This window comes from Gymnodinialimonas sp. 202GB13-11, from assembly GCF_040932485.1.
Taxonomy (GTDB): domain Bacteria; phylum Pseudomonadota; class Alphaproteobacteria; order Rhodobacterales; family Rhodobacteraceae; genus Gymnodinialimonas; species Gymnodinialimonas hymeniacidonis.
Genome location: NZ_JBFRBH010000001.1, coordinates 1782198 through 1798994, shown reverse-complemented (window position 1 = coordinate 1798994; position 16797 = coordinate 1782198). Strand labels below are relative to the sequence as shown.

The window sequence follows — 16797 nt, the reverse complement described above, 5'->3', positions numbered from 1 at the left end:
TAACCTTTCCTAAACCACGTCGTGGCAGCTTTGGCGGGTCACTAAACCTGTTGCGGAGGGGCGACAAGGGTGAAGGCCAGCACGATCTTTGGTGCGGTAAACGCGGTCCAGCAAGGCCAGCGCGGGGCGCTGATGCCGTGGGCGGCCGTGTGTCTTGGCCTTGGCGTCGGGATTTACTTTGCTTTGCCCGTAGAGCCCGGCGCGCCCGGATATGCGCTTGCCGCCGTGATCGGGCTGTGTGGATTGGTCTTGGTGTTCTGGCGGCGCGAGGTCTTTGGCCCCTTGGGCATTGCGCTGGCGCTTGTGGCGCTTGGGCTTTGCGTCGCGGGCTGGCGCGCACATCAGGTTGCGGGGCCGGTGATGGAATTCCGCTACTACGGCCCGATTGAAGGGCGGATTGTGGGCATCGACCGTTCGGCCAGCGATGCGATCCGGCTGACGCTCGACCGGGTGCGGTTGGATGATGTCCGGGCCGTGCCGCGGCGTGTCCGCGTCTCCCTGCATGGCGAGCAGGGCTATCTGGACCCCGTGCCGGGTGCAGTTGTGATCATGACAGGCCATCTGAGCCCGCCCGGTGGCGCGGCGGAGCCTGAGGGCTTCGATTTCCAGCGCCATGCCTGGTTCCAGTCGATCGGCGGGGTCGGCTATACCCGCGTGCCCGCCTTGCTGCTGGCGCCGCCTGAGGTAGGCGACCAGCCGCTGTTCAGCTTGCGAATGCGCATGTCGGCGGCAGTGCAAGCGGCCATCCCGGGCCAACCGGGCGCGTTTGCGGCGGCGGTGCTAACGGGGGACCGGTCAGGGCTTGAGCAGGGGCCGATACAGGATATGCGCGACAGTAATATCGCGCATCTGCTGGCCATCTCGGGCCTGCATATGGGGCTGCTGACGGGCTTCGTCTACGCCGCAATGCGTTTGGGCCTTGCTCTCATCCCCGCGCTTGCCTTGCGCTACCCGATCCGGAAATGGGCGGCGGTTGGGGCGCTCGCCTCAGGGGCGTTTTACCTTGCGCTGTCGGGCGGCAATGTCGCCACCGAACGTGCGTTCATTCAGGTTGCGGTCATGTTCACGGCCGTTCTGTTGGACCGGCGTGCCATTACTCTGCGGTCGGTTGCGATCGCTGCAATCATTGTACTGATCGGACGGCCCGAAACGCTGATGTCGCCGGGTTTCCAGATGTCATTCGCGGCCACCACGGCGCTGGTCGCGGTCTTCAACGGCCTGCAAGGGGCCGCTTTCCTGCGCAACTGGCCGGGATGGGCCAAGGGCCTTTGGGCCTTGGTTGTGTCTTCTGCAGTCGCAGGTGCGGCGACGGCTCCGTTTGCGGCGGCGCATTTCAACCGGCTGGCCGTCTACGGGTTGATCGCCAACCTTTTGACCGTGCCGGTGATGGGGTCTGTGGTGATCCCGTTTGCAGTGCTGGCGTTGCTACTGGCGCCATTCGGAGCCTCCTGGATTGCCTTTGGCGTCATGGACAGGGCGCTGCAGTGGATCCTCGGCGTTGCCGCCCGGGTGGCGGATTTGCCCGGTGCCGTGGAAATGGTGCCAAGCCCGCCTGGGCCCGTTCTTGCCTTGATTGCCATTGGCGGGATTGGCCTGTGTTTGTGGAAGGGGCCGGGACGGTGGGCCATGACCCTCCCGATGCTGGCGGGCTTTGTGATCTGGACCGCATCCGAGCGGCCCGCTGTCCTGATTTCCGAAAGCGGCGGCCTGGTGGGGCAGATGGTGGACGGCCCGCGCGCGCTGAGCCGGGCGCGCGGCGATGGTTTTGTTGCGGGGATTTGGTTGGAAAATGACGGCGACGCCGTGGATCAGGAAAGCGCCGCATCGCGCGGTGGATGGACTGAGGACGGGGCAGGGCAGGTGGCCACGCTTGGTACGCTCAGCCTTTGGCACGGGGCCGGACGAAGGGCAGCGCGCGAGGCGACGGAGGCCTGCGCACGCCACACCGTGGTGGTCGTCAATGAATGGCCGGAAGACCCGCCCGCGCGTCTTGTGGAGGCAGAGGCGCAAACGCTGGCCCGCCTGAATGCGCCAGGCCTGCCTTCAGGTGCCGCCAATGCGCAAGCGGCTTCGGAGTGTTTGCTTCTGAGCCCCATGGTTCTGTCCCGCACAGGTGCCATTGCGCTGATCCCAACCGAAGAGGGGCTTGAGATCGACACCGCCCGGGCCCGGCAGGGCAATCGCCTTTGGTCGCCTTCGCGATAAGCGGCTCTGCCCGCAAGGACGCGGAGCATGGCCCATCTTTGTTCCATGAAAATGCAAGATCCGGCCCCTCGACAGGCGCATCTGCCTGCCTATCTGCTGCGCTATGGCCAAGATGCGCAAGAAATCCGATCTGCCGCAGAAAGTTTGCGTGACCTGCGGGCGTCCGTTCGCGTGGCGGAAGAAGTGGGCGAAGGTCTGGGATGAGGTCCGCTATTGCTCGGACAAATGTCGATCTGCGCGCCCCTCTCAACTTGAAAGCGAGCGGTCCTAAAGACTGAGCCGTCTTGTTGCCTATCGGAAACTTTTTGCCTAAGCGATCCGGGATACAAAGGCATACCAACAGGAGAATGCGGCATGGTGGAACGGGTCGAGCGGAGCGGTTTGCAGGTCGCGGCAGAGCTGTCGAACTTTCTGGAAACGCGAGCCCTTCCGGGGACGGGCGTGGATGCCGCCGATTTCTGGCAAGCCTTCTCAGCCCTTTTGCATGATCTGGCCCCGCAAAACGGGGCGCTTCTGCAAAAGCGGGAGGATTTGCAGCGCCAGATTGATGAATGGCACGTTGCCCGCCGTGAGCAGCCGCACGACCCCGATGCCTACAAAGCTTTTCTGGAAGAGATCGGCTATCTCGTTCCCGAAGGCGACGATTTCCGCATCGAGACCAGCAAAATTGACCCAGAGATTGCAACGGTTGCAGGCCCACAGCTTGTTGTGCCGATCACCAACGCGCGTTTTGCCCTGAACGCCGCCAATGCGCGCTGGGGCAGCCTTTACGATGCATTCTACGGCACCGACGCGATGGGCAGCCTGCCAACGCCGGGTGGCTATGACCGGGGGCGGGGCGCACGTGTTGTCGCCCGCGCACGGGTGTTTCTCGATGACACCTTCCCGATTGAGGGCGCGTCCCACGCCGACGTTCGGCGCTACTATGTGGATCAGGGCGCACTACTGGTTGATGACAAGCCGCTGGCCAACCCGGCGCAATTCGCGGGCTATACGGGCCGTGCAAAGGCGCCGGATTCGGTGCTGCTGGTGAACAATGGGCTACATGTGGAACTGCTCTTTGACCGCGCCCATGCCATCGGCGCCCGCGATCAGGCAGGGCTGGCCGATGTGCGCATGGAATCGGCGATTTCGGCCATCATGGACTGCGAAGATTCGGTGGCCTGTGTAGATGCCGAGGACAAGGTGCTGGCCTATTCCAACTGGCTTGGCCTGATGAAAGGCGATCTGGAGGAAACGTTTGAGAAAAACGGCGCGCAGATGACGCGTAAGCTGGCCGAGGACAAAGTGTTCAACGCCCCGGACGGATCGAAAGTGACGATTGCGGGCCGTGCCCTGATGTTGGTGCGCAACGTGGGCCACCTGATGACAAGCCCCGCCATCCTGCTGCGCGACGGGTCCGAGGCCTATGAAGGGCTGATGGATGCGATGATCACGGCCTTGATCGCCAAGCATGATCTGGGGCGTCCGGGCGGGAACAGCGTGGCGGGCAGTGTTTACGTGGTGAAGCCCAAGATGCACGGGCCCGAGGAAGTGGCGTTTGCCGATGAGATCTTCACGCGGGTCGAGGCGGCGCTGGGGTTGGAGCAGTATACGGTCAAGCTTGGCATCATGGATGAGGAGCGGCGGACGTCGTGCAACCTGAAGGAATGTATCCGCGCCGCGAAGCATCGGGTGGCGTTCATCAACACCGGGTTTCTGGATCGCACGGGGGATGAGATCCACACCTCGATGGAGGCGGGGCCGTTCAGCCGCAAGGACTTCATCAAGCGCAAATCGTGGATTGGCGCCTATGAGAACCAGAATGTGGACATCGGCCTTGAATGCGGCCTGCGGGGCCACGCGCAGATCGGCAAGGGCATGTGGGCCAAACCCGATGCCATGGCGGAGATGATCGAGCAGAAGATCGAACATCCCCGCGCGGGCGCGAACTGCGCTTGGGTGCCGTCGCCCACAGCCGCGACGTTGCACGCGCTGCATTATCACAAGGTGAACGTGGGCGCGGTTCAGGAGAAGCTGGAGCAAGGCGGGCGGCGCGCCTATGTGACCGCGCTTCTGGATATTCCGCTGGCCGCCTATCGCCGCTGGACGCGGGAGCAGGTGATCCGCGAGGTGGAGAACAACGCTCAAGGCATTCTGGGCTACGTGGTGCGCTGGGTGGATCAGGGCGTGGGATGCTCCAAAGTGCCCGATCTGAATGGTGTGGGGCTGATGGAAGACCGTGCGACCTGCCGTATTTCGGCGCAGCATATCGCCAATTGGCTGCATCACGGTGTGGTGACGGAAGCCGAAGTGGGCGAGGTGTTTCGCCGCATGGCCGAGGTGGTGGATCACCAGAACGCGGCGGACCCGGCCTACCGGCCCATGGCACCGGGCTTCAACGGCATCGCTTATGCGGCAGCCCTTGATCTGGTGTTGAAGGGCCGGGAGCAACCGTCAGGCTATACGGAGCCGGTTCTGCATGCACGCCGGTTGGAGTGGAAAGCGGCTTAATCGCCCACGGCAAACCCATCTTCGATGGCGCGCATCTTTGCGATGGCGCGGCGCAGGCGTTCGCCGGCTTCGGGCGGGCATGTGCTGTCCTCAATCACCAGCGGTGTGTGGATGTGTTTGGCCTCAGCCAGGTAACTGTCGAGCGCATCCTCCAGGATGCGCGACGTTGCAACGAAGCGCTGCTTATGCAGCGCGTCACATAGATGGTAAAGCAAGTCGAAGGCGCGGTCGGCGGTGATGGACTCAGCAACATCGCGACGGGCGCGTTCGAATGCGACTATCTTCATTGGGTGCATGGAGGGGCCTTGATCTGTCGTGTTGCTGACAGTCCTGCCGATACCGGATGAAGGAATGATGAAGAAGTGAACCCTGGAAAGCGGGAGCATCGAACGTTTTTTCTGGAAAACTTCGGCCTCCCGGACCAGCATGGGCCCGCGCGATCCAGGAGATGCCCAGAATGCCCCTCACCAATTCCGCCGCCGGATATGGCAGCCTGACGAAGCTGTTCCACTGGCTGATCGTGATCCTGTTTGCCGCGCAGTATATCGGCGGCAACATCATGGTGGCGATCGGCTTCAACGCGGAGTTCGCGGGCATCGGCACCAACACCTATTACAACTGGCACAAATCGCTGGGGCTGGTGGCGCTGCTGGTCGCGGTTTTGCGGATCTTGAACCGCCGGGTTGGGGAGTTGCCGCCCTGGGCGCCGACGCTGACCACGGGCGAGCAGAAGTTCATCCACCGGGTCGAGCAGGTGTTTTATGCGGCCATGCTGATCATGCCGATCACGGGCTGGCTTTACGTGATGTACGGCCATTACGGCGTGAACCTGTTTGGGGTCTGGGAAATGCCGCGTCCGTTGCCGCGCAACGACACGCTACGCGACGTGTTCAAATGGGCGCATATCGTGGCGGGCTGGGTTCTGTTGGCAGCGATGGTCGGTCATATCGGGCTGGTGCTATGGCACAGCGCGGTGAAGAAGGACGGGCTGATCAAGCGGATGATGTGAGGGTCGGATCACGCGTGAGCAGACAAGCTAACGCGCTGATTAAATTGGAAATAGGCGTTATAGTATAAGAATTAATCAATCCGGAGAAATGCTCTGCGGTGCTGCCGTGCCGGAGCGGCGCAGTAACGCTGCGAAGTCAGCGGCAGGCATGGGGCGTTGCAGCGCGTAGCCTTGCAGGACATCGCAATCGAGGTAGCGGGTGGCTGCCAGAAGCATCCCGTTTTCCATCCCCTCGATTACCGTTTTGGCCTGCGCAAGGCGCGCAATTCGGCAGAGTGCGCGCAGGGTCATCATCTGGCGCGGGTTCGCCTCAAGCGGGGCAACAAGGCTTCGGTCGATCTTGGCCTGATGCGGCTTGATCGCTTGTAGGGCCGCCACGGAGGAATGGCCGGAGCCGAAATCATCTAGGTCTATGCGAATGCCGCGTTCGCGGATCTTGTCGAGATTGACCTGCGTTTCGCTGTCGATCTCATCCAGGAACGCGGTTTCCAATAGCTCAACGGCGATTTTGTGGTGCGGGCGCAGGACTTGATCGACCGCAGGCACAAACTCTGGCGCGCGCAGGCGGTTGGCGGAAGTATTCAGGGCAATGGTTGGATATTCCAGCCCCTCGTCATGCCACCCGGACTGTTGCCGCGCGACGTGGCGGAACACGTGATCGTCGATGTCTTCGATCAGGTCCATTTCGATCGCGGCAGGTAGGAACTTGGCGGGTGAAAGCAGGCCGCGTTGCGGGCAGTTCCAGCGCACCAACGCCTCAGCCCCTACAATGGCCAGCGTTTCGGCGTCGAATTGCGGCTGGTAGTGGCAGACGAATTCATCGTTGGACAAGGCATTGAGCAGGTCGCGGCGTGTGTTGGTTGCGGCCGCAGGCTTGATGTCAAACTCCCTGCGGTAGGCGCGATAGCCGCTGCGACCGGCGCGCTTTGCTTCATAAAGTGCCGCATCAGCTTCGGAGAAGATCGTCGAGGGATTTTTGGGTGGTCCGATGCCAAAGGCGTAGCCGATACTTGCCCCGATGTAGCAATCCTCACCCTGGTAAGTCATCGGCGCGCCAACGAGATAGACCAACGCTTCGCAAAGCGTGATCATATCTTCATCGCCGGGCGCTGTTGGGAAGAATATCGCAAATTCATCCCCGCCGATCCGAAAGGCTGTTCCTGGTGTGTCGAACTTAGCGACCGTGGAGCGGAGGATTTCGCCCACCGATGTCAGGATGAAGTCACCGGCCAGATGACCGAGTGAATCGTTGACCTCCTTAAAATGATCGAGGTCGATGAGGACGAGGCAGAACTTGTCTTGCGCCCCCATCAGGCTGAATGCCTCCAACGTGACTTCATCAAGGGCGCGTCGATTGCCAAGGCCGGTCAGCGCATCGTGGCGGGCGTCATGTTGAAGTTGGGTTTGCGCCCGCTTGAGTTCATCAGCGCGGCGATAATCCTCGGTCACGTCGATGTTGACGCCGACCAGCTTGCTGGGTTCGCCCGGGGCTGAGATGTTGCGCGCCAGACTGCGAATGTGGCGCACTTTGCCGTCTTCGCGAATGATCCGATAGTCGCGCTTGAAGTCTTTGTTTTCACGGCGACATTCGTCGGAATAAGCGATCATATCGTCGATATCATCGGGGTGGATGTGGCGTTCCCAGAAGTCATCGGGGCGCTTGTTCATGCCGTCGGTGATGCCGTAGATTTCCAGCATCCGGTCATCCCAGTGGACGCTGTTGGACGCCTCATCATACTCCCAAACACCCATTTGCGAGGCCGCAACGGCCAGTTGCAGCTTACCAATGACCTTCAGGAGGTCTTCGCTGTCAGCAAGCGTGTCACGGTCCAGATGTTTCACAGAACCTCTCCGGCGGGGTGGCTTCATCGGGAGGACCTTATGGGTCGCGCATCTTCATAGATTTAAGATTTTGCGTTCGATTTTTGCGGAATGACGAAAAAGCCCTGCCGGTTCAGGGCAGGGCTTTCGAAGGAGTAATCAGGACGGCGGTGGAGGCGGAGGCGGCGGCATCACCGTGAAGAGCTGCGCCAGCTCGGTCACGTCGCCAGCGGTTTTCCATCCGTCCTGGCCAGCGGTCCAGACCATGGTTTCGCGGGTGAGAGACCCGTCCGAGACCATGCGGCCCAGATCAGCCTTGGAGAACGGCCCTTTGGTCGCGCCGTTTTCGGCAACGTGCCAGACATGTTCGACCGGCGGGGGTGGGGGGGCTGCGTGCGCGGCCTGATGAGGCTGCTGCTGCTGGTTCATGTTGTTGGCCATCTGGTTGGCCATCGCCATGCCCATGCCCATGCCAAGGCCTTCGCCCATACCACCGCCAGGGGTGGAGGCAGCGGCGGCCATGGCTTCGGCCGTCTGGAACTGGGTGTATTTGTTCAGATCGCCCACAACGCCCATCGACGTCCGCTTATCGAGCGCCTCTTCCACCGCGGGCGGCAGGGAGATGTTCTCGATATAGAGTTCCGGCAGCGTGAGGCCGTAGGAGGAGATCGTTTCCGAGATCTTTTCGGCTACGATATCGCCCATCTGGCCGGTATTGGCGGCCATGTCGAGCACCGGGATGCCCGAGCCCGCCATCGCTTGGCTGAACTGCTGGACGATGATGTTGCGGATCTGGTGGGTGACTTCGTCGGTGGTGAATTCGCCGTCGGTGCCCACAATCTCGGTCATGAAGAGGCCCGCATCCTTCACCTTGACGGTGTAGGTGCCGAACGCGCGCACGCGGGTCGGGCCGAAATCGGCGTCGCGGATCATGATCGGGTTCTTCGTGCCCCACTTCAGGTCGGTGAAGCGGTTGGTGTTGACGAAGTAGATCTCGGATTTGAACGGGCTGCTGAAGCCATGGTCCCAATGCTGGAGGGACGTCATGATCGGCATGTTGTTCGTTTCGAGCATGTAGAGGCCCGGGGTGAACACGTCTGCCAGCTGGCCTTCGTGGATGAAGACGGCAACCTGGCCTTCGCGCACGGTCAGCTTCGCGCCGTACTTGATTTCGTGGCCGTAGCGCTCAAAGCGGTAGACCATGGTATCGCGGCTGTCATCGGTCCATTCGATGACGTCGATGAACTGGCCTTTGAGAAAATCCATAATGGGCATGGCTGTCGCGGTCCCCCTGCTGAAATTGGGTCTGTTTCAGGGAATCATATAGGGACGCGGGCCGCGTCGCCATAGGTTTGTGTCTGGGGGAAATCCGGAGGTTTTTTCTCCGAAGGCTCAGCTTATGGGCGCGGTGCAGGGCGGCAGGTCCGGCCCATATCGGATCTCGAGGCCGAAAAGGCCTGCAAGTGCGGTCAACTCGCCATCCGCGTCGTAGAAGGCATAGAGCGGGAAATCGCCTTCGAACTGCACGGCTGCGGCGGGGAAGGTTGCGCCGTTCGGGAGCATGATCATCGTGGCATGGTCCGGCCCGAGGGGGTTGCCGGTGAACTGAGCGGGGTCTTCGCCTGTCTCGGCGATGCTTTCCCCATAAGCGTAAAGGGCGTCGGCGTCCGGCCCGGTCATGAACGCGGCCATGCTTGTGTCGAGGGGGAAGGTCCCGACCTCTTCTGCGCAGCTCACTGGGGCATCGGAGAAGACGAGGGCCAGGATCGCGTGTGCGCCAGTTTCTGGCGTTTGTCTTGTGAAGGCCTGCGGGGTGCGGTGGGGAACCGGCACGCCGGTGGCTGCCACATCGGGCTGAATGAACAGGTCGGCTGGGGCAACAAGATCGCCGTCCATGGACCAAGTGCCGAGGTTCACGCCATGGGGGCCGGTCAGGCCCAGGACGGTTCCGACATCTTCAGCCATAGCTTGGCCGCCAACGCCCGCCGCTACGAGGATCGTGGCAAGACGCATCAAAATCATGTCGGCCCTTTATCTTCGCGGACGGGGGGCAGCAGCCAGTTTTCACCGCCGCCGATAAATTGCGTGTAGAGGGCAAGCATGGTGCCGTCGGCATCGGTGAGGCTTGCGACAGGGTATTTGCCGTTGCCCCAGCCGGATCCGCTAATCGGAAAGCGGTTGCCCGCTGGCAACGACACCAAGGTTGGGGGCGTCGGCAGTTTCGCGTCCAGCTGGTCTTTATACATCCCATGGTAAGGCGTGCCTTCGGGATCGCCATAGGTTTGCACCGCGTCCACATCTTCGGGGGTGAGAAACCCTGCCAGCCCGCAGACCGACGCAATCGTGCATACATCATCGCCGCCGAATACCGGTGCATGGGACCAGATAAAGGCTAGGATCGCTGTGCGGTCTTGGCTTTCCTCAAGCAATCCTACGATGCGTGCAGCGTCGGTCGGCACGCGAATGCCCGGTTCTTCAAACGCTTGCCACAGCCCCAGCGGATCGGTTGGGAAGATAACGCCACCCGGCACGCGCCATGTCCCGGCCTCGTACAGCGTCGTTGGCATAGCGATTCCGTCTTGCAGCCAGGCAAGGGCGTTCTTTGCCAAAGGGGCCGCGATTGTCATCCAGTGGGCGCATCACATGGTGGCGGCAAAAGCCATTCATCGCCAGACGGGATGAAATGCGCATAAAGCGCGACCATGTTGCCTTGGGCATCGTAGAGGCTGGCGACCGGATAGCCGCCGTCGCCCCAGCCCGAACCCGAGACGGGGAACGTCGCGCCGGAGGGCAGGCGAGCGATGAAAGGGATAGTTGGGATCGGGTCGTCCAGTTGCTCGGCATAGGTGCCCGCGTAGAGGTCGCCTTCGCTGGCCGCATAAGCATCCAGCGCGCGGACATTGGCGGGGGTGACGAACCCGGCAAGGCCGGTATCGACGCCGATGGTCGAAAGGTCTTCGCCACAGACGACATCGGCGTTTGACCAGATCAGCGCCATAAGGGCGGCGCGGCCCTGGTCACGCTCCAACAGGCCGATCAGGCGCGCCGGTGCGTCGGGCACGGATAGCGTCGCGCCTTCTGTCTGCCATAGTGTCAGGGGATCGGTGGCGTAGATCTCTCCACCACGCGGACGCCACATGTCCGAGACGTGCAGATCGGTCGGCATCCCAATGCCTTGCCGTAGCCAGTTGGTGGCATCCTGGGCTTGCGCTGGCCCGCAAACAGCTGCGAGGACGGCCAGAGGCCGGAGGAAGGGCAGGCGCGCTGTCACGATGGGCCGCCGAGCAGCTCATTCGCGATCAGCTCAACCGTTGGCCGCGCTTCTTCCGGCGTCAGGCCGGGCGTCAGGCGTCGGTCATAGAGCATTTGCAGCAGCAGCTCATCGTGGCGGGTCAGAAGCGCGAATTCCTCATCATCGTTGAAGATCGTGGGGCGCGCCGCCGGGCTGTCATTGGGCAGGCCGAGGCCTTGGGCGACTTCCTCATGCACGCAGGAGCGGCGCAGCAAATCGGGATGCTCGTCCCGGATCACGGCAATGGCTGCGATATAGTCCGAGCTTCCGGCCGCGCTGAACGCATAGACGGAGCAGAAGGTGAAACGCCCCAGCGTCTCAATCTCGCGCACGGTGGCATCCGAGATGCCGGGCACTAGCTGCCGAAGTAAGGGACCGGAATTCGAAAGGCTGTCGGTGTTCATGTAGAGCACATGAAAGTTGCCGCCGGACGAAACACTGCGCACTGGATGGCCTGTCGCCCGGGCCAGCCGGGTGGCAAATGTTCCGAGAACGGAGCGATCTTCTGCTTGTTGGGCCTCATCCACTGTCGGGCCAAAATGAGCCTGCAATCGCACCGGACCGGACCAACGGCGCAGGCGTGCAGACGTCTGGCGTTCCACGAAGCGCCCGTTTTCCAGTGTATATTCATCGTAAAGCGCGATGCGTTCGAAATTCTGCGCCAGCTGTCTGGCGGAGAATGGCGTGTCCGGCCCGCCGCCATCGGTGCGCAACAGGCCATTCCCGATCAGGCGAGCCTGCGTGTTCTCGTAATAGCGGGCGAATGCGATGCTTTCTGCCGAAGGTTCGACGACCTCAGGCGGGGCCTCCGCCCGGATTTCCGGGCGAGGGGAGGTGTCAGGCGCAGCTGTAACGCAGGCCGCAAGGGCCAGCGTCACAACCGGGGTCACAAAGCGGAGGGGGTTTCGCACCAAGTCCCCTCCTGACGATCAGGCTTGCGGGGCAGCGGGCGGTGTGTCGCCCTCTGCCGGAGCAGCGTCCGCGGACGGACGCCGGGCCGATGCGGAGGCCAGCGTGTCGCGCAGCTCGGCTTCCATCTTGGCCATTTCAGCCTCGGCCTCAGCCCGTTTGCGCTTGCCTTCGTCTGCGATCTCAAGGCTTTCGTTGATCGTGGCGATCAGGTCGGCATTGGCCTGCTTGACCGCTTCGATGTCGAAGACGCCGCGCTCCATCTCTTCGCGGACCAGCTTGTTGCTTTCCCGCAGGTTGGCCGCGTTCTGGGTCAGAAGCTGGTTGGTGAGGTCGGTGGCTTCCTTGACCGCCTTGGCCGCTTCGGTCGAGCGTTGGATCGTAACGGCCTGCGCCAGCTGGGTTTCCCACAGCGGCACGGTGTTCACGAGGGTCGAGTTGATCTTGGTGACGAGTGACTTGTCGTTTTCCTGAACCAGACGGATCGATGGCAGGGACTGCATCGTGACCTGACGGGTCAGTTTGAGGTCGTGGACGCGGCGTTCCAGATCGTCCCTCGCGGCGCGCAGATCACGCAGTTCCTGCGCCTTGATGACCTGATCATCCTCAGGGGCGGCGTTCACCTCAGCCTCTTTGGCGGGGATCACCTCTTCATCGATTTGTTTCAGCTTCTCTTCACCGGCAGCAATATAGAGCGCCAGTTCGTCGTAGAAATCGAGGGTCTTCTCATAGAGTTTGTCGAGCGACTTGATGTCTTTCATCAGCGTGTGCTCGTGCTGAAGCAGGTTGTCGGTGATCTTGTCGATCTGTTCCTGCACATCCTCGTACTTGGCGAGGAAATCGTGGACGGGTTTGGCTTTGCTGAACAGACGCTCCCACCAGCTGCGCTTGCGGTTGGGGTCCAACTCATCGACCGAGAAACCGCGAATGGTGCCCACGATTTCACGCAGGCTGTCACCGGCCGGGCCGACATCGTCGTTCTTCACTCCAGCGAGCATCGCTTGAGAAATCTGCTGCAGTTCCGCTTGCGCGGCAGAGCCGAAGGACACAATGGAGTTGGTATCGCCCATGTCGAGTTCGGCCATACGCGTGCGGATCTCTTCCGCCGTGGGCTCATCTGCGGCGGGCAGGGGCACCAAATCGGCGGAGGGTTCGGGCAGGACCACGGCGTTGAGCTCTTCTACAAGCGTTTCGACCTCTTTGGCCTGTTCATGCGTTTTGGTTTCCATTGATACTATCCCTGACGTTCTAGGTATTGCGTTTCACGGCGCAGACGGTCTTGCAGGACCTCAATCTCCACGTCGAAATTGGTGCGATCGTCGATCAGCAACGTCTCCTTGCGGGAGGCGAAATTCTGTTCGAGATCATCGAGAAAGGCGATGTAGTCGGTGCGCAACTGATCTTCGCGTTTGTTGGCGTAGAGGCTGGCGAATTGCACGGTCGCGTCGCGCGCGCCTTGCAGATAAACGCCCAGATACCGGCGCGCGGCGTTGAGGTCGCGGGGGTCTTCTTCGACCTGCCGGAAGAGTTGCCGCACGGTGGCCTGGAACTGATCCACGCGCGCCTCCAACTGGCGGTCGCGGGCGCGCAGGATAGCGTCTTTTTGCTGGGTTAGCAGCGCCTCAGCCTCATCAATCTTGCGGGCGACACGTTCGGTGGTCAGCGTATCGACGCCTTCCATGCCCTTGTTCTTCAGCGGGTCGAGCCCGAAGGAGAACAGGTGCAGGCCAGCCGCAAGGAAGCCCACGATATTGGCTGCCACAATCTCGGACGCGCCGAAGCCCGATCCGCCGAGGATCAGCATGGCCACGCCCATGCCGGTGCCGATAGCACCGAAGATCTTGCGGGGGATGGCCGGTTTTCGGGCGACTTTGCGTTCGTTGTACGCGTCTTCCGCACGCACGCCGTCACGGGTGAGCCATGCGCCCAGTAGCAAAAGCGCGCCGCCAGCAAGGTCGAGTGTCATCTGCGTGACGCCACTGCTGCCGAAGAAGGCCGGGAAGATTGTCAGCAGGGGCAGAATGAAAAGAATGTTGATCTTGGCGCCATGGCGCATGGGCTTGCGGCCCTTGAAGGGGGCCACTTCCATCCGCTCATGCGTGACTGTTTCGCGGGGCGTATCGCCGTCGCGCGCCTGCCCTGTGGGGCTGAATTCTCCGCCAAAGCGTTTCGACATGGATCAGAGTGCCCCGAAGCCGCCGAAGATCGCGCCGATGATGACAAGGATCAGCACGAAAAAGCTGACGCCTTGAAGAAAACTGGATGACATAATTGTCCGCACCCCATGTCGTTTCGTCCTGCCTGCCACATCGGGCGGGCCGTGTCATGTGCAACGATATGCAGGTTTTCCTGCAAAAACCAGCCATTGACGCGCGGGGCGGCAAGGGTTGGCCGTTGATAGAGAACATCGGGGTCGCGGCGTGGCTTCACAAGGGGGAAGCGGGCGGTTTGGTTCCCCAGATGTGACCGGACGCCGCTTGACGCTGCAGTGCGGCGGGCGTAAGCCAATTCCCGTGGCGATTTGTGAACCGGATTGCGGGCCACGTTAAACATTCCGCTAAAGAGGTCGAGGGCGCAAGCATAGGCGCACCCCCCGACCAGCATCATGGGCAATCGCCCGCAGATTGGAGTGAGGGGCATGAAAGACACCGCCCAGAACAAACAATGGTCCAAACGCACGCGCGCCGTGCATTCCGGCACGCGCCGTTCGCAATATGGCGAGTTGAGCGAGGCGATGTTCCTGACGCAGGGCTTCGTCTACCCCAGCGCCGAGGCCGCTGAGGAACGGTTCATCGAGAGTGGGCCGGATGAATTCATTTATGCGCGCTACGGCAACCCCACGGTGGCCATGTTCGAAGACCGGATCGCTGCTTTGGAAGGTGCGGAGGCTGCGTTTGCGACGGCAAGCGGCATGGCGGCGGTGAATGGCGCATTGGTGTCGATGTTGCGGGCGGGGGACCATGTGGTGTCGTCGCGGGCTTTGTTCGGGTCATGCCACTACATCCTTGATGAAGTGCTGACACGTTATGGGGTTGAAGTGACGTTTGTGGACGGCACAAACCTCGATGAATGGCGCGCTGCAGTGCGGAGCGACACCAAGGCGGTGTTCTTTGAGAGCCTGTCGAACCCGACGCTGGAGTTGATCGACATTCCCGCCGTGGCTGAGATTGCCCATAAAGTCGGCGCGACGGTGATCTGTGACAATGTCTTTGCCACGCCCGTCTTCTCGGACGCCATCGCGCAAGGCGTTGATGTGGTCGTCTATTCCGCCACCAAGCACATAGACGGGCAGGGGCGCTGTCTGGGTGGTGTGATCCTTGGGACGGAGCAGTTCATCCGCAAGACAGTTGAGCCTTATCTGAAGCATACCGGCGGCGCGATGAGCCCGTTCAACGCCTGGGTGATGCTAAAATCACTGGAAACGATGGACTTGCGGGTCCGCGCGCAGGCGGCGACGGCTGTGGCCGTGGCGGAGGCGTTGGATGGCTCTAAGGGCTTGGACCGGGTGATCTTCCCCGGTTTGGCCTCCCATCCTCAGCACGCGTTGGCGGACCAGTTGATGGAGCAACCCGGCACGGTGATCGCGTTGGACATCGCGGGCCGGCAGGAGGGGGCGTTCCGGTTCCTGAATGCTTTGGAGATCGTGAAAATCTCCAACAACCTCGGTGATGCGAAGTCTATCGCGACCCACCCGGCCACTACGACGCACCAACGTTTAACCGATGAACAACGCGATGCCGCGGGGATCTCTCGTGGATTGGTGCGGCTGTCGATTGGGTTGGAAGACCCGGACGATTTGATCACAGACCTCAGAGGGGCGTTGGCGCAGGTATGAATGGTTTGATCATCAGGCCTTACCGGCCCTCCGACGCCATTGGGCTGGCCACCCTGTTCCACCGCGCGGTGCAGGAAGGGACGGTTGAGCATTACTCGGCTGAACAGCGCGAGGCATGGTGCGACCGGCCGCCAACCTCTGCCGGGTGGCGGGCGCGCGTGGAGGAGGCCGAGACGATTGTGGCCGAGCATGAGGGCGCGCATCTGGGCTTCATGACTATGGATATGGACACGGGCTATCTCGATTTCGCCTATGTCGCGCCGGAGGCGATGGGCAAGGGCGTGGCCGATGCGCTTTACGCGGTGATCGAAGGCCGCGCCCGTGTGAACGGCTTGCTGCGGTTGGAGACGGAGGCGAGCCTTTTGGCGCAACCCTTCTTCAAGCGGCAGGGTTGGAAGCTGGTCCGCGCGCAAGAGGTTGAGCGCGGCGGTGTGAAGATCCCCAACGCCGTGATGGAAAAGCGGCTTGTGCGGCGGTTCGCAGCGGCATGAGCAAGTTCCTGATCCTGCAACTGCGCCCCGAAGACGAGGCCGCGGATGAAGAGTTCGGCGCGTTCCTGGCGCGGGGAGGTTTGGCTGCGGGGCAGGTGGAGCGCATCCGGCTGGATCACGGGCCTTTGCGGGCCGTGTCGTTGGAAGATTTTTCCGGCGTGATCGTCGGCGGTGGTCCGGGCTGTGTGTCCGATGATCCGGCGGACAAAGACCCGTTAGAGGCACGCATTGAAGCCGACATCATGGGGTTGATGCCTGAAGTGCTCGCCCGCGACATGCCGTTTCTTGGTTGCTGCTACGGTATGGGCATTCTCGGGGCGGCCTTGGGCGCACCGGTTGGCAAGGGCCGCTATGGCGAAGCGATTGGCGGCGTCGATTGCACCGTGACGGACGAGGGTGCGCAGGACCCCCTGTTGCAGGGTCTGCCAGGTCAATTCCGGGCGTTGGTGGGCCACAAGGAAGCGGTCGAGGACCTGCCCGAAGGCGCGGTGCATCTGGTTGCCTCAAGCCCCTGTCCGTTTCAGATGATCCGTGCAGGCGAAAACGTCTACGCCACGCAATTCCACCCCGAGGCTCGGGGTGAGAATTTCGCGCAACGCATCGAAATCTACAAACATCGCGGCTATTTTGCGCCTGAAGACGCTGAAACGCTGACGGATGCCGTATTGGCCGAAGAGATCACGGTTCCGGAACGCATTTTGCACACCTTCGTGAGCCGCTTCGGTGCGTAGGCGCACCAATC

The 16797-nt window shown here is 61.8% G+C and carries 18 protein-coding genes and 1 riboswitch; of the genes, 9 read left to right on the top strand and 9 right to left on the bottom strand.

Annotated features, from left to right (window positions below):
* Window positions 1-69 precede the first annotated feature (69 nt).
* The 4 genes from V8J81_RS08965 to V8J81_RS08950 all read left to right on the top strand — a co-directional run bounded on the left by V8J81_RS08965 (window position 70) and on the right by V8J81_RS08950 (window position 4698).
* The gene (locus tag V8J81_RS08965) at window positions 70-2205 is read left to right on the top strand and encodes a ComEC/Rec2 family competence protein (RefSeq protein WP_368475408.1); all 2136 of its coding nucleotides are present in this window, start codon (window positions 70-72) and stop codon (window positions 2203-2205) included.
* Window positions 2206-2232: 27 nt separating this feature from the next.
* Window positions 2233-2409 carry a hypothetical protein gene (locus V8J81_RS08960; protein ID WP_368477695.1) on the top strand — a complete coding sequence of 59 codons (177 nt, stop codon included), beginning with the start codon at window positions 2233-2235 and terminating at the stop codon, window positions 2407-2409.
* Window positions 2354-2476, top strand: coding sequence for a DUF2256 domain-containing protein (locus tag V8J81_RS08955; RefSeq protein ID WP_368477619.1), 123 nt, complete (start codon window positions 2354-2356; stop codon window positions 2474-2476). Before V8J81_RS08960 ends, V8J81_RS08955 begins: the two co-directional genes overlap by 56 nt.
* 83 nt (window positions 2477-2559) lie before the next feature.
* Entirely contained in the window at window positions 2560-4698 is a 2139-nt protein-coding gene (locus V8J81_RS08950; protein WP_368475407.1) for a malate synthase G, read from the top strand.
* Here V8J81_RS08950 and V8J81_RS08945 read toward each other — a convergent pair.
* The gene (locus tag V8J81_RS08945; RefSeq protein ID WP_368475406.1) at window positions 4695-5126 is read right to left on the bottom strand and encodes a hypothetical protein; all 432 of its coding nucleotides are present in this window, start codon (window positions 5124-5126) and stop codon (window positions 4695-4697) included. The two genes, V8J81_RS08950 and V8J81_RS08945, sit on opposite strands and share 4 nt — an antisense overlap.
* 29 nt (window positions 5127-5155) lie before the next feature.
* Between V8J81_RS08945 and V8J81_RS08940 the strand changes: the two genes are divergently transcribed.
* On the top strand, window positions 5156-5707 hold the full coding sequence (locus tag V8J81_RS08940; protein WP_368475405.1) for a cytochrome b: 552 nt from the start codon (window positions 5156-5158) through the stop codon (window positions 5705-5707).
* A gap of 75 nt (window positions 5708-5782) precedes the next feature.
* On the opposite strand, the gene V8J81_RS08935 is transcribed toward V8J81_RS08940, so the two are convergent.
* From V8J81_RS08935 to V8J81_RS08900, 8 genes are all read right to left on the bottom strand, one after another.
* Complete coding sequence (locus tag V8J81_RS08935; RefSeq protein WP_368475404.1) at window positions 5783-7549, bottom strand: putative bifunctional diguanylate cyclase/phosphodiesterase; 1767 nt, start codon at window positions 7547-7549, stop codon at window positions 5783-5785.
* A gap of 138 nt (window positions 7550-7687) precedes the next feature.
* Window positions 7688-8803 carry an SPFH domain-containing protein gene (locus V8J81_RS08930; RefSeq protein ID WP_368475403.1) on the bottom strand — a complete coding sequence of 372 codons (1116 nt, stop codon included), beginning with the start codon at window positions 8801-8803 and terminating at the stop codon, window positions 7688-7690.
* A gap of 117 nt (window positions 8804-8920) precedes the next feature.
* Window positions 8921-9550: a hypothetical protein gene (locus tag V8J81_RS08925; RefSeq protein ID WP_368475402.1), complete on the bottom strand. Its 630-nt coding sequence runs from the start codon at window positions 9548-9550 to the stop codon at window positions 8921-8923.
* A complete protein-coding gene (locus V8J81_RS08920; RefSeq protein WP_368475401.1) occupies window positions 9547-10155 on the bottom strand; it encodes a hypothetical protein in 609 nt (202 codons plus the stop codon). The genes V8J81_RS08925 and V8J81_RS08920 overlap by 4 nt, the downstream gene beginning before the upstream one ends.
* Window positions 10152-10799 carry a DUF4241 domain-containing protein gene (locus tag V8J81_RS08915; protein ID WP_368475400.1) on the bottom strand — a complete coding sequence of 216 codons (648 nt, stop codon included), beginning with the start codon at window positions 10797-10799 and terminating at the stop codon, window positions 10152-10154. Before V8J81_RS08915 ends, V8J81_RS08920 begins: the two co-directional genes overlap by 4 nt.
* Complete coding sequence (locus V8J81_RS08910) at window positions 10796-11731, bottom strand: DUF2927 domain-containing protein (protein ID WP_368475399.1); 936 nt, start codon at window positions 11729-11731, stop codon at window positions 10796-10798. Before V8J81_RS08910 ends, V8J81_RS08915 begins: the two co-directional genes overlap by 4 nt.
* 18 nt (window positions 11732-11749) lie before the next feature.
* The gene (locus V8J81_RS08905) at window positions 11750-12958 is read right to left on the bottom strand and encodes a toxic anion resistance protein (protein ID WP_368475398.1); all 1209 of its coding nucleotides are present in this window, start codon (window positions 12956-12958) and stop codon (window positions 11750-11752) included.
* Window positions 12959-12963: 5 nt separating this feature from the next.
* The gene (locus V8J81_RS08900) at window positions 12964-13905 is read right to left on the bottom strand and encodes a 5-bromo-4-chloroindolyl phosphate hydrolysis family protein (RefSeq protein WP_368475397.1); all 942 of its coding nucleotides are present in this window, start codon (window positions 13903-13905) and stop codon (window positions 12964-12966) included.
* A gap of 161 nt (window positions 13906-14066) precedes the next feature.
* Between V8J81_RS08900 and V8J81_RS08895 the strand changes: the two genes are divergently transcribed.
* The 4 genes from V8J81_RS08895 (at window position 14067) to V8J81_RS08880 (ending at window position 16786) form a co-directional block, all read left to right on the top strand.
* Window positions 14067-14195 carry a hypothetical protein gene (locus V8J81_RS08895; RefSeq protein WP_368475396.1) on the top strand — a complete coding sequence of 43 codons (129 nt, stop codon included), beginning with the start codon at window positions 14067-14069 and terminating at the stop codon, window positions 14193-14195.
* A 37-nt stretch (window positions 14196-14232) separates the two neighbouring features.
* A riboswitch (SAM riboswitch) is annotated at window positions 14233-14311 on the top strand.
* Between the two features lie 56 nt (window positions 14312-14367).
* Window positions 14368-15564 carry an O-succinylhomoserine sulfhydrylase gene (gene metZ / locus V8J81_RS08890; protein ID WP_368475395.1) on the top strand — a complete coding sequence of 399 codons (1197 nt, stop codon included), beginning with the start codon at window positions 14368-14370 and terminating at the stop codon, window positions 15562-15564.
* The gene (locus V8J81_RS08885; RefSeq protein ID WP_368475394.1) at window positions 15561-16055 is read left to right on the top strand and encodes a GNAT family N-acetyltransferase; all 495 of its coding nucleotides are present in this window, start codon (window positions 15561-15563) and stop codon (window positions 16053-16055) included. The genes metZ and V8J81_RS08885 overlap by 4 nt, the downstream gene beginning before the upstream one ends.
* The gene (locus tag V8J81_RS08880; protein WP_368475393.1) at window positions 16052-16786 is read left to right on the top strand and encodes a glutamine amidotransferase; all 735 of its coding nucleotides are present in this window, start codon (window positions 16052-16054) and stop codon (window positions 16784-16786) included. The genes V8J81_RS08885 and V8J81_RS08880 overlap by 4 nt, the downstream gene beginning before the upstream one ends.
* The last annotated feature ends 11 nt before the right edge of the window (window positions 16787-16797 follow it).

What these genes read in the sequence shown, in the direction of transcription:
- V8J81_RS08920 (WP_368475401.1), bottom strand. Translation starts at nt 10,155, where the DNA reads ATGACAATCGCGGCCCCTTTGGCAAAGAACGCCCTTGCCTGGCTGCAA.
- V8J81_RS08950 (WP_368475407.1), top strand. Translation starts at nt 2,560, where the DNA reads ATGGTGGAACGGGTCGAGCGGAGCGGTTTGCAGGTCGCGGCAGAGCTG.
- V8J81_RS08895 (WP_368475396.1), top strand. Translation starts at nt 14,067, where the DNA reads ATGCAGGTTTTCCTGCAAAAACCAGCCATTGACGCGCGGGGCGGCAAG.
- V8J81_RS08940 (WP_368475405.1), top strand. Translation starts at nt 5,156, where the DNA reads ATGCCCCTCACCAATTCCGCCGCCGGATATGGCAGCCTGACGAAGCTG.
- V8J81_RS08905 (WP_368475398.1), bottom strand. Translation starts at nt 12,958, where the DNA reads ATGGAAACCAAAACGCATGAACAGGCCAAAGAGGTCGAAACGCTTGTA.
- V8J81_RS08925 (WP_368475402.1), bottom strand. Translation starts at nt 9,550, where the DNA reads ATGATTTTGATGCGTCTTGCCACGATCCTCGTAGCGGCGGGCGTTGGC.
- V8J81_RS08945 (WP_368475406.1), bottom strand. Translation starts at nt 5,126, where the DNA reads ATGCTGGTCCGGGAGGCCGAAGTTTTCCAGAAAAAACGTTCGATGCTC.
- V8J81_RS08880 (WP_368475393.1), top strand. Translation starts at nt 16,052, where the DNA reads ATGAGCAAGTTCCTGATCCTGCAACTGCGCCCCGAAGACGAGGCCGCG.
- metZ (WP_368475395.1), top strand. Translation starts at nt 14,368, where the DNA reads ATGAAAGACACCGCCCAGAACAAACAATGGTCCAAACGCACGCGCGCC.
- V8J81_RS08900 (WP_368475397.1), bottom strand. Translation starts at nt 13,905, where the DNA reads ATGTCGAAACGCTTTGGCGGAGAATTCAGCCCCACAGGGCAGGCGCGC.
- V8J81_RS08930 (WP_368475403.1), bottom strand. Translation starts at nt 8,803, where the DNA reads ATGCCCATTATGGATTTTCTCAAAGGCCAGTTCATCGACGTCATCGAA.
- V8J81_RS08960 (WP_368477695.1), top strand. Translation starts at nt 2,233, where the DNA reads ATGGCCCATCTTTGTTCCATGAAAATGCAAGATCCGGCCCCTCGACAG.
- V8J81_RS08885 (WP_368475394.1), top strand. Translation starts at nt 15,561, where the DNA reads ATGAATGGTTTGATCATCAGGCCTTACCGGCCCTCCGACGCCATTGGG.